Origin of the sequence: Paenibacillus sp. FSL P2-0136 (assembly GCF_037975325.1) — a bacterium.
Taxonomy (GTDB): domain Bacteria; phylum Bacillota; class Bacilli; order Paenibacillales; family Paenibacillaceae; genus Paenibacillus_AQ; species Paenibacillus_AQ silagei.
On sequence record NZ_CP150244.1, the window covers coordinates 6,659,171 to 6,670,994 of the forward strand.

Annotated in this window: 10 protein-coding genes; all 10 read right to left on the minus strand. The window is 54.5% G+C overall.

What is annotated here, in order from left to right; translation table 11 throughout:
* Positions 1–1,596, minus strand: a complete 1,596-nt coding sequence (gene flgK, locus NYE26_RS28425) for a flagellar hook-associated protein FlgK (protein WP_339251835.1) — start codon at positions 1,594–1,596, stop codon at positions 1–3.
* 57 nt (positions 1,597–1,653) lie between these two features.
* Positions 1,654–2,154 (minus strand): flagellar protein FlgN, encoded by a 501-nt coding sequence (locus tag NYE26_RS28430; protein WP_339251837.1) that lies wholly within the window; start codon positions 2,152–2,154, stop codon positions 1,654–1,656.
* 12 nt (positions 2,155–2,166) lie between these two features.
* The gene (flgM, locus tag NYE26_RS28435) at positions 2,167–2,454 is read right to left on the minus strand and encodes a flagellar biosynthesis anti-sigma factor FlgM (RefSeq protein ID WP_339251839.1); all 288 of its coding nucleotides are present in this window, start codon (positions 2,452–2,454) and stop codon (positions 2,167–2,169) included.
* 105 nt (positions 2,455–2,559) lie between these two features.
* On the minus strand, positions 2,560–2,967 hold the full coding sequence (locus tag NYE26_RS28440; RefSeq protein ID WP_036694666.1) for a TIGR03826 family flagellar region protein: 408 nt from the start codon (positions 2,965–2,967) through the stop codon (positions 2,560–2,562).
* A gap of 141 nt (positions 2,968–3,108) precedes the next feature.
* Positions 3,109–3,990: a ComF family protein gene (locus NYE26_RS28445; protein WP_339251841.1), complete on the minus strand. Its 882-nt coding sequence runs from the start codon at positions 3,988–3,990 to the stop codon at positions 3,109–3,111.
* A 114-nt stretch (positions 3,991–4,104) separates the two neighbouring features.
* On the minus strand, positions 4,105–6,360 hold the full coding sequence (locus NYE26_RS28450) for a helicase-related protein (protein WP_339251843.1): 2,256 nt from the start codon (positions 6,358–6,360) through the stop codon (positions 4,105–4,107).
* A 93-nt stretch (positions 6,361–6,453) separates the two neighbouring features.
* Positions 6,454–6,897, minus strand: a complete 444-nt coding sequence (locus NYE26_RS28455) for a hypothetical protein (protein WP_339251845.1) — start codon at positions 6,895–6,897, stop codon at positions 6,454–6,456.
* Between the two features lie 251 nt (positions 6,898–7,148).
* Positions 7,149–7,871 carry a response regulator transcription factor gene (locus NYE26_RS28460; RefSeq protein WP_036699238.1) on the minus strand — a complete coding sequence of 241 codons (723 nt, stop codon included), beginning with the start codon at positions 7,869–7,871 and terminating at the stop codon, positions 7,149–7,151.
* 4 nt (positions 7,872–7,875) lie between these two features.
* Positions 7,876–9,033 (minus strand): sensor histidine kinase, encoded by a 1,158-nt coding sequence (locus NYE26_RS28465; RefSeq protein ID WP_036721752.1) that lies wholly within the window; start codon positions 9,031–9,033, stop codon positions 7,876–7,878.
* A gap of 57 nt (positions 9,034–9,090) precedes the next feature.
* Positions 9,091–11,805, minus strand: a complete 2,715-nt coding sequence (locus NYE26_RS28470; protein WP_339257645.1) for a stalk domain-containing protein — start codon at positions 11,803–11,805, stop codon at positions 9,091–9,093.
* Between the last annotated feature and the right edge of the window lie 19 nt (positions 11,806–11,824).

Sequence of the window (11,824 nt, forward strand, 5' to 3'; positions counted from 1 at the left end):
TTATCTTCCGACTGTGCCGGTAGAATTAATCAATTTATCAAGCAGTTCATCATAGGTGGTCATGAAACGCGCAGCAGCACTGTAGGCATGCTGGAACACGAGCATATTGGACATCTCTTCATCCAGGGACACACCGCTTACAGACTGGCGGCGGGAACTCACCTGATCCACCAAGTAATCCGAGTTGCTGGCCTGGCGTGTAGCCTCTTGAGATTGGATACCCAATTGTCCAACCATGGAGCTGAGATAGGACCCGACTGTACCGGTCTTAGTACCATCCGCTGTAGCGAAAGTATTGTTATCCTTCATATTGCTGAACAGCAGCGCCAGTGTGTTATTTCCTTTTACTACGGATACATTGCCTGAGGTGTCTGTAGTAGTACGCAAGGAAGTAGCAAACAGCGTGGGATCAGCAGCGATTTCCGGATTCAGCTTGAGATTGGCAGCAGTGATCGCTTCCCCCGCTACCGCAGAGGTGAAGAACGGCCGGCCTGACGTCCCGTTGAGCGCATACCCCAGCTGATGAAGTCCATTCAAACCCTTGACTGTTGTTCTCAGATCACCCGGCAACGGGATAGGTACCGCGCTTCCTGCTGTTAGAGTCGTTTTGGTACCATCTGCATTTATAATCTCTGAATCCTTGAGCACAGTCGTTCCTGCGGGCAGGTTAGAGCCTGATGGTATGGTCACCTGCACTTCACCATTGGCAATGGTATTGGCCATCGCGTCGAGCTGCTTCCTGTAATCTGCTACATAGGTGTTTTTGGAGAAAAGCATCCCATAAGCTTCACCGGCCTTCAAATCGCCGGAGGCGAAGGCGGTATTAAGAAACGTACTGTCTACAGCCGCAGTCACGGTTGCTCCTTGAACTAACGGCTGTGTGCCCAGTGAGATGTTATATCCGGCATCTGTATCCAGAATAGTGATATTGGCAATCTTGGACAGCTTGTCCGTCAGCAGGTCGCGCTGGTCGCGCAGATCATTAGCTTTGTCGCCCATGCCTTCTATCTTGGAGATGGATTGATTGAGGTCAGCGATGGAGCTGAGGTAGCTCTGTATCTCTTTGCCTTTGACGTCAATGTTGGTGCTGAGATCGCGGTCCAGATTGCTGAGCTGTGTACTCATATAGTTCATGGCATCGGTAAGGGCCTGGGCTGTCTGCACGACGATCTTGCGGGCGGTGGGATCTTCCGGGTTCTTACTGAGGTCCGACCAGGATTTCCAGAAGTTATCCAGTACGATACGGACACCGGTATCTGAAGGCTCATTCACGATCGCTTCCAGCTTATCTAAGGTATCCGACTGAATGCTCCAGTTCCCGCTTGCCGAGTTCTCCCCGCGGAACTGATCGTCCAGGAACATCTCCCGAATCCGCTCGATGGAACTGAATTCAACCCCGGTTCCCAGCTGCCCTGGCATCGTCGAGTTATTCATACCATAGGCTTCAATCGGGATGGCCGCCTTCATATTCACACGCTGGCGGGTGTATCCCTCCGTGTTGGCGTTGGCAATGTTGTGGCCGGTGGTATTGAGCGCCGCTGTCTGGGTAAACAGGCTTCGTCTTGCGGTCTCGATGGAGTGGAATGTGGATGTCATGCTACTTGTTCCTCCCTTGTGATTGCTGCGGTGAGCGCAGCTCAGCGGATAACCTGATTATCCACGGGCATCAAAAATACCCGGCCGAGTCACACTGCTGCCCTTGTCGGACGGATGATGGTATGTCATTTCCTGATTTGGTCTTCCGACCAGCAAATCCAGGGAATAATCTATAAAGGTAAGCGACTGCTCAATCAGCTTCTGGTTCAGCTCATTGGCCTTTTTTAATTGCTGCAATGTGCCGGAAAGCTTCTGCTGAATCTGCAGCAGGCGTGATTTGTCATCGGGATCAAAGACAAGGCGGGACAGCTCGGTAAGATTCAGATTCAGATTGGAACGGATTCCAACCCCCTGCAAAAACTCGAAGGCCGCTTCTGCACGCCGTTCTTCCAGCTGTCCGATCACCTTCATCAGCTTGGACTCGCGGTTCAGGATATCAATGAGACCCTCTACCTTGTTGTCCATAATGGTCTGTTTCTTCACTGCGGCCAGATCCAGCATCTGCACATGCGCCTCGTCCAGCCGCTCAAGCAATTCTAATAATGTTGTAAGTGCCATGGGTGTGTTCACCTAATTCTCGGAGGATTGCTTAAAGTAGGGGGCGAGTGTCTCAGCGAGCTTGGCTGAGTCAACCTGGTAGGTACCTGCGGATACTTGCTGTTTCAGGCTCTCGATCTTATTCGCACGTTCCGTGTCAATCTTGCCGCTCTTCTGTGCCTGGAGCAGCTTAATGGCCTCATCCGAAATCGATACCTCATCCTTGCGTGTACTCTTCTTCATCTGTTCCTGCCTTTGCGATTCCGCACTTCGTTGGTATGGATTAATCGCATTGATTCGTCCGGCATCGTTAATTTTCATAACTTCACCTTCCTTCTGTAATAAAAAAGCCGATAATCTTTACTAAGTTTATCGGCCCCTGTTGAAACATTCTTTATAGCTGCAAGCGTTTTTTTGCAGAATTGTTTAGTTGCGGAACTTGTCTACCGCGCGGTAAGCGCCATCTGGAGCCTTCTTGGAAGCGCTCGAGTCTGCACTTTCCTTGGCTGCATTGGCAAGGTCCTTGGTCAGACGGCTGCGGCAGCTGTCGCACATATGCCCGTCCCGGATCAGGGTTCCGCATACCTCGCAAGGGTACATCATATTGGGTGCATTGGCTATGGAAATCCGGCCCTCCCGGATAAAACGCGTGATTTCCTTGATGGAAATATCGGTGGCATCGGACAGTTCCTGTATGTTGGTGCCTCTATTTTTACGCAAATATTCTACACAGATTTCATACTCATGCTCTAACTCTTTGATGCAGGGCTGGCACAGGTTCATCAGGTTCTTGACATATAACCGGCCGCATCTCGGACAATTGTCTACATTCATATCTACCGCGGCTCCCTTCTATCATTCTGCACAACTCATGAATCGCTTATGCTACTAAGATTACATGATCGCCGAAGATCCGTCTATGTTTAGTATCGGTCAGGGAAGCGGTTTTATTGAATTCCAGAGCGGCGGAAGCTGCTAGGAACGGGCCCAGGTCAGAGAGTATATCTCGGCGGTGCAATTCAGGCTGCGGCAGAGCTGCTGAAGCGCTTCGGCGCAGGCACGAATCGTACTTCCGGTAGTGTAGATATCATCGACAATGATGATTTGCAGGGGGCGCTGCTCAAGCTGATGCGTCGCACGGGAATGATGATATTCATTCAGACTTTGCAGAACCGCCGAATCTGTATTACCGGCAAAAGCATGCTTCATATCGGCCAGCCGCTCCCTTCTGCTTTTGAAGCTCTGCTTGGCAGTGTGATGGGTGCGAACCAGCAGCGGGAGCTGAGGGATTCCTCTGCGCAGGGATACTACTTCCGCCAGCCGCTCCGCCTGATTGAAGCCCCGTTCCGACAAACGGACAGCGCTCACAGGCACAGGGACCAGCAAATCGGCTTGCCATAGGTTAGAACGCATACGAAGCTTTGAATGCCATATCGGGAATGGTTTACTAAAAAAGTTGCTTTGTAGCGCTTCATTCAGTTGTTGTACACTCTGTTCTTGTTGCAGCAGCGCGTATGCCCTGTCCAGCATCAGACCGAGCAGGGGTGCGAGCCGCTCATTCCCTCTGTATTTATACTGGCCTAATATTTCACGCATTTCACTGGTGTAGGCTACTGCACTCCGGTTGCACCGGATCGGTATAGGTCCATGGCTGCGGCTGCAATCGGGACAACCCACATGTCTTCCGCAAGTCTGGCACCGGGGAACGCGAATCCATGGAATGCTGCTCTGGCAGTGCAGGCAGATCTCAGGCCATTCAGGGGAAGGGCGGCCTCTGCGGCCGCAAAACAGACATTCCGGCTGCGAAGGCGCGATTAGGGAGCGGGCTTGCTTCATCCATGATGACAGGGAGCGCATGGTAATCCTCCTTGTAAAATAGGGTGTGTGGAGATCAAAGTTCAGCATGTATAGCATTCAAAATGAGGGGAGCCGGGCATTCACAGCTATTTCCAAGGAATCCTCACAAAATCATTAAGACTTGAGATATCCTTGTCTGCGGGCGATAGCATTCATACTGCGGATCTGTGATATGGCGGCGCGCTGCGAGCGGCTCCACTCTGTTGAAGCGAAAATGACGTTGCCCGCCGGATCATCCTTGGAGCGTCCCGCCCGGCCCGCCATCTGCACTAAGGCTGCCTCATCGAATAGTCCGCTGTCCGCATCCAGAATAAATACATCACTATGCGGTACCGTGACCCCACGCTCCAAAATCGTGGTCGTTACCAGCAGGGAAATGGTGCCATCCCGGAACTTAAGCACCTTCTCTGCCCTGCCCGGATCTTGAGAGGAGGTTCCCTCTATAGAAATTTCGGGAAACATCCGCCGCAGAAGCTGCAGCAGTCCCTCAATATGGACAATCCGGGAGACGAAGAGGAAAATCTGCGCCTTACGGTCAAGGGACCGCTGCAGTGCTGAACGCAGTCCTGCCGGGATTCTGCCCTGCTTCAGGCAGCGATAAAGCGGCGGCATCCGGATATGACGCGGAACCGGCAAGGGGTGGCCGTGAAAACGGACCGGGACCCTCGCATGCGGCAATCTGCCGGAGCGGGCAAGACGCTGAAGCTCCGCAGGCGGTGTGGCGGAGAGTAGGATGAATCGTCCGCCGGGCTTGCACACCTGCCTTGCGGCATAATCCAGCATGGGATCGTTGTGATAGGGAAACGCATCGATCTCATCGATGATGACCAGATCGAAGGCCTGGTGAAACCGCAGCAGCTGGTGCGTGGTCGCCAGCGTGATCCGGCTGCGGCGCAAGCGGTCCTCGCTGCCTCCGTACAGCACGGCAGGGACATCCGCCGGGAAGGCTCTGGCCAGGCGCGGCGCAAGCTCCAGCACGACGTCGCGCCGCGGCGTGGCGATCAGCGCCCGGCCCCCGGCCGCGAGCGCCGCCTCCAGGAGCGGGAAGACCATCTCCGTCTTCCCCGCGCCCGTCACTGCCCAGAGCAGGAATCGCTCTGGGCCTCTTGCGGCGGAGCGCCTGCGCGGCTCCGCCAGGAACCCCAGCGCAGCGGCGGCGGCAGCCGCCTGCGCTGCGCTAAGCCCCCACCGGCGTGCTGCTACGGTGGGGGACACGCCGGCCGTGCAGCGCACGGCCGGCAGCGGTGCGCTGCGCAGCAGCAGCGCGCAAGCCCGGCTGCGCCCCAGTGCGAGGCAGGCCTCGCAATAGGCGCAGCCGGCAAGGCCGCACGCGGCGCAGGCCGTGCGGCCCGTGGGTACGCTGCCGCAGCGCAGGCAGCGCGGCACTTCGCGACGGCGCAGGCCTAGCCGCGCGGCGCCAGTGCCCTGGACGGCGGCTTCCAGCCGCAGCCGTCCCTGGAGATAGGCGAGCTGCGCCGTAGCCCGCCAATTCTCCGCCAGCTCCGGGAGCTGCTCGGCCACCAGCGCCTCTGCTTCACCCTGAAGCAGCGAACGCCCATCCAACGCCGTAACCAGGCGGTTTGCTCCCGCTGCAAGCACCTCCAGCTCATGCCCCCGTAAGTTCACCTGTTCGTTCCCTCGCCAGCTCTCCCTCCTACTTCCCCGCTCGATAACCCGTTCATTCTCCCACTCCTTCTCCCCGCCGCTGTCCCTCCCACTCTCCCACTCGCTCCCCGGCTCATCCCCCCATTCAAATCCCTCTCTATCCCTCCACTCACTGACCCCTGCCTTACGCCCCCCGTTCCATCCTCCAACCACTCTCCCCTCATCCTCGCTCCATCCCCTGTCCTCCGGCAGCTTATACACCTGAATCTCCTCGAAAGGCCAGCCCGCTTCCCGTCCACCTCCGGCAGCCTGCTCCGCCCGGATCTCTGCCTTCAAGAGAGCAGCGGCGTACTTCCTCCAGGCTGACTCATCCCAGCGCTGCATCTGGTCCGTGAACTTGCAGGCTGCTGCCAGCTTCACCGCCCAGCCCAGCGGCAGTGACCGGGAGAGCACCACAACCCGGTCTGCCGGTTGGCTTCTCTGGTCTACCCGCTGACCTTTCCGGTCCGCCGCTTGGCTTTCCCGAGCTACCCGCTGACCTTTCCGGTCCGCCGTTTGACTTCTCTGGTCTGCCCGCTGACCTTTTCGTTCCGCCGCTTGGCTTTCCCCGTTTGCCACTTGACCTCCCCCTACTACCCAGCGCCCTCCCCACCCTCCCAGCCCCTCCGCCTCACCCGCCCACCATAATTCATCCACCGCCAGATTCAATGAAATCCGGGCCTGCCACTGTCCGCCCTGCGCCACCACATACACCGCCACCTTCAACCCCAACGCCTCCTTATCTTTTAGAGCACGCCAAAAAGCACACCGCCCCATTCCTGGAGAGTGTGCTTCACCCGTAACTTACATATTTAGCTGTCATTCGCCGGGCTTGGATGGGGATTTCCCGCTTCCCGGCAACCGCATCATCCGCAGCGGCAGCAGCGGCTCCTGCACCCGCAGGTCTACCGTAACCCCCTGACGGAGTTCTGCCCTGTCCGCGAGGCCGAAGAACGGCACCGCAGGTGCAAATTCAATAGAAGAGTTATGATAAGCCATCCGTGAGGCTACCGCCATGGTCCTGTCTTCTGAACCGTCATCCACCAAGGTGACCTGCAGGGGCCTGCCGATCCAGCAAGCATACACTGCAAAAACCCTGAGATACCACTCCACCACGGCCTCATGATTACGGGTAATCAGAATATAGTGAAGCCGCTTACCAGTCCGTGCTGCTGCCCGGGTCTCTTCCCGATGATGCAGGAGTTGAACAAGGGCTGCTGCGGATGCATAAATAGAGATAATCCAGATTAACTGGGCGATCATGAAGATGCACCTCCCTCTTATACCCACACTATATGCCGGTGATAAAAGGACGGTGACAGCCCATTAGCGCGGGAGCCCACCCGCCAGTTCAACTTAGGGTACATATTTAAGTTAGCATTTTGCAAAATTCGAATAGAGTGCGGACTGAAACAATACTATGGCTGCAGCTCTCGGCTGCATACAAGTTATGTACCGTTTATAAGGATCATTAGGATTCTCCAAAACGCTCAGTTAAAAGTTTATGAGGGAAGCTATAAAGTTACCCAGCCGTATTTGATAGAATTAATTACAGCCTGCGTACGGTCGTCCACTTCCATCTTTTGCAGAATACTGCTGACATGGTTTTTGACCGTCTTCTCACTGATAAACAGGTACTCCCCAATCATCTTGTTACTCTTGCCCTCCGCCATCAACCGCAATACCTCTGCCTCGCGGCGGGTCAGCGGATTGTTATCGCCTGCAACGAATTTGACACCGGCTTCCTTCACGGCCGTCTCGGCCATAGCGCCAGTCTCGTTAAGGTACGTCATGCGCCGCAGCTGATTAATCAGCTTGCCGGTCACCTTCGGATGGATAAAAGCATGTCCCTCGCATACAGAGCGGATCGCATTAATCAGCGACTCGGCCTCCATATCCTTCAGCAGATACCCGTTCGCCCCCTTGCGCAGCGTCTCAAACACATAGCTTTCATCATCATGAATCGAGAGGATAATCACTTTGACATCCGGGAACATTTCACGGAGCTTTTGCGTAGCCTCCACGCCGTTCTCAATCGGCATATTGATATCCATCAGCACGATATCCGGCTTATTGCCGTTGCAGAATTCAAGCACCTGGATGCCGTCCCCGCATTCGCCAATGACCTCGATGTCATCCTCCATATTCAAAATACGTTTAAGCCCTTCACGAAACAATTGATGATCATCGGCCAAAAGAACTTTAATGGGCGCTTTGCCAGAGTTTTGGTTCTCCATCACATTACTCCTTTCCCTTTTCCACATTCGTCGGAATGTGAATTACGATTGTTGTGCCCTGGTTCTCGGCTGATTGTATTTCCATTCTTCCCTCCAGCAATTCCACGCGTTCGCGCATACCCACCAGACCGAAGCTTTCCCGGTTGGCTTGTTCACTGATTTTTTTCACATTGAAGCCTAAGCCATTGTCTTTCACAACAATCTTGATCAATTGAGCCTGATAAGTAATCTCTACCAGTACGTAGCTCGGATAAGCATGCTTCGCCGCATTGGACAGAGCCTCCTGCACCAGCCGGTATACCGCCGCTTCCATCGCCGAGGACAAACGGTGCTCCTTCCCCCTGGTTTCAAAAGAGGTGCGGATCTTCGTCTTCTCCTCATAATCATGCACATACTTCCGCAGAGTCGGAATCAGTCCCAAATCATCAAGCGCCATCGGACGCAGGTTGAAAATCACCTTGCGCATTTCTTCCAGGCTGTATCTTACCTGACCCTTTAAGTCTATTACTTCGGCTTGTACCAGCCCAAATTCCTGCTTTACCAGCATTCTTTCTACAATTTCCGTCCTTAGGACTAGATTCGCCAGCATTTGAGCAGGACCGTCATGAATTTCCCGGGCAATTCTTTTCCGTTCCTCTTCCTGAGCCAGGATTATTTTGAGTCCAATCATCTGGCGGTTCTTCGCAGATTCGACAATTCGCGTCACTTGACCTAGTTCTCCGGACAGATATTCCAGGACAACGCTCATTTGCGAACCAATCGATTCGGCACGTTCTACAGAATTTTCGACACTGCGAACCCGCATTTGCAGTTCATCGCGTCTGCTCCGCAGATAAGCCTCCCTCTCCCTGGTCATCATCAGCTCCAGCTGCAGCTCTGTCGCCTTCTCATAGGCAATCCGGATATCCTTCTCCGTGTAGCGGACAAAATCCCGGCTGACCTCTGTCAGCCGGATCCGGGAGCGGTGGTACTGCTGCTCCAGCTTGTCTACCTTTTGCAATGTTTCATCCGTTTCTTCCATGACCCGCTGCAGTTCTTTGTTGAGTGCAGCAAGCTCATCCCGTGCCACCTGCAATATTTCGAATATCTGATACTTGCTGCTCTCCATCACGTCGATGGTGTTTTTAATCACCCGATCTATCGCATCGGCTTGAAATTCCACGGATGCTTGCCCCATTTCTATCGAATCGTATTAAAGGCTTTCCTTTATACTAACATATCACGATTCGATAGTTACGGTCTTAGTGTTCTGTTCCCATTTTACAGTGAGTCCGAGCTGTTCTGTCACGAGTCGAAGCGGTACTAAAGTCCTGGCATTCAGAATCATCGGTGCTACTTCAGCACTCTGCCGCTTCCCGTTCAGTACGAACTCCTTCTTATTCACGGTCAGATCCAGCGCCTTAGAGCCCCGAAGGACCATAATCTTCTTAGTCTTCGCATCCCAGACCGCATTGCCGCCGAACGCGTCCAGAACATATTTTATCGGCACATACGTACTGCCGTCCTTCACGATCGGCGCAACATCAATCGGCCGCTTGGTGCCGTTAACCGTCATCGCCTTGCCGCCAATGCTCATCGCCGCCGTCCCTTTGGGCAGTCCCGCCTCACTGGAGAGAGATGGCATCACGAAGGAAATATTATCAAAGGCCACTGTCCCTGTCTTGGCCCGTTCATCCTGGCCTTCTTCTACATTTACCACGTAAAGTCTCTTAAGGGAAGCTGGGAATTTAATCCCTGAGCCGGACAGATCGATATTAAGCGTCTTCCAGCCGTTCCAGTCAATAACTTTCGCCAAATCAATATAGGCCGTCTTTCCGCTGGCATCTGTCAGCTCGGCACGCATCCAGTTCAGGCTCATGTCTCCCATCACATCGACTGACATGGAGGTTGCCGCCGCCGGAATATCCTTGCCCTTTGTACCGTTGAACTGGGCGTATGCGTACATTTTGCCGGTGCCTGCACTCATATCGTAGCTAAGCGATAAGACCTTCGAGCCTGCACGCTCTGCGCTGCCCGCAACTACTGCTGCTGTTCCAGTGACGCCTGCCGCATTGGTTGTGAACGCGAACGGATAATTGGCATTCTCGAAATCCTCCCACGCCGTAGCAGCTGCAGTAGACAAGACAACCGCCGTGCTGAAGCCGTCATAGCGGGCAATCGCATATCCGGTAGTTACGCCGGGATCGACTGCCTCCACTTTAAGCTTGCCGTCCCCCACACTTCCTTTGAAGCCGATAAACTCCCACTTCAGTGCGGTTGCCGGAACAGCTAGCGTTGCCCCGCTCTTCGACACCGCGCTAACCGGAACCGATACAGTGGCTCCTGCTTGCAGCGGTGCAGTTGCTGTACCTGCAATCAGGCTGGACAGGTCTTCTCCGCCCAGAACGGTGACCTCGGTCTCCGCACTCGCTGTTCCGCTGGTCGCCTTCAGCTTGACGGTTCCCGGCTTGACGGCCGTGGCTTCGCCCGCATTCACAGTCACACTGCCGCCGCTTGCGGTCCAGGCCGGATTAGCTGCCGCTACATCCACCGGATTGTAGTACGTATCATACCCCTTTAGGGAGTATGTGGCCTTTTGTCCGATTAACAGTACCGAGTTGCCGCTGATCTTGATTCCCTTCACTTCACCTTGCGGAGCAGAAGTATATACCCCTACGCCGTTAACGATTGTGCGCTGCTCCTTGCCGTATTCGGTATTGAAGGTAAGTGTAGTCGAGGTTTCAGCCAGCGGGCGGTCTACCATCGTTGTAGAGCCCCCTCCGTCCAGATTAATCCCTTTCCACACCCCGATATTCGTCATGAAGGATTGCAGCTCTGTCAGCGACAGACCCACACTATTGCTGTTCTTCTCAGCTGCAATGACATATACGTACCTGCCATCCTGGGAATAGCCCAGCGCTGTACGCGCCCGGTACCCGCCAATGCTGCTTGTAGAACGGGAGAACGACGACGCCTTGCCGTTATTGACCAGAATCGTATGCCCCCCGATCATCATCTGCAGCGTTGAAGGATCGAGCTCCTGCTGGGTGGTTTTGGAACGGAGCAGATAGGTACTGTTTATCTTTTGTCCTACAACCAGATGTGCCTTGACGAACTCGGCAGCCAGCCCGTGCGTCCGCAGAATATAAGCGCCTTTGGGTACGGTCACCGGCAGAGCCGAATCCAGCGAGATCTGGGTAATCGTATCATTCTCTACCAGCACCTCTGTCGGTGTAGTAGAACTGCCCTTAGGCCGCTCCAGCGCTGTCCACGCATCCGTGTAGATATAAGCTGCATTAGCATGACTGTAAGTCGAGCTGCCGCCTTCGGGATTGTAGGCCCCTTTGTTGATGCCGGACAGCGGGAACTGGGAGCCATCCTCTGCGGTCAGCATCCCTTCAAACGTATATTCATCAATGATAGGTTTACGGTCCTTGGTTACTGCAAAAGCATACATTCCGTTTAGCTGTGAAGGAGTGGACACGAGCACACCGCCCGACACCTGGCCGCCAATCGGTGCACCTTCTCCGCCGGTATTGAAGTAATCCCCGTTCACCGCCGCGACCGCGCCTGTCTCCGCCGCCATGCCCCCTGTGCTCTGCCGTGTCGTCAGATTCCCGCCTTTGCCGGTCATGACATCCAGAGAGACATAAGGATTATTCAGATCGACACGAATGACGCTGGCCAGTCCTGTGGCACTCTTACCTGAACGCACCGTGGTAAACTTATATTTCATCATCATCGCACCGGAAGTGATAACCTCTTCACTCAGTTTCGTCGCCGAGAAGGACGCTGCTGCTTGTGCTACCGGCGCAGTGCTTGCGCCCAGCCATCCTGCACCTTCACTCCCGACAACCGGCATGATCCAGATTACACCCGCCAGGGATGCAGCAATCCATTTTTTAGCAGGCGACCATTGATTTCCCCGTGTTGACTCAGTACTCTTTTTCCCCATGAAAAGCTCATTCATTTCA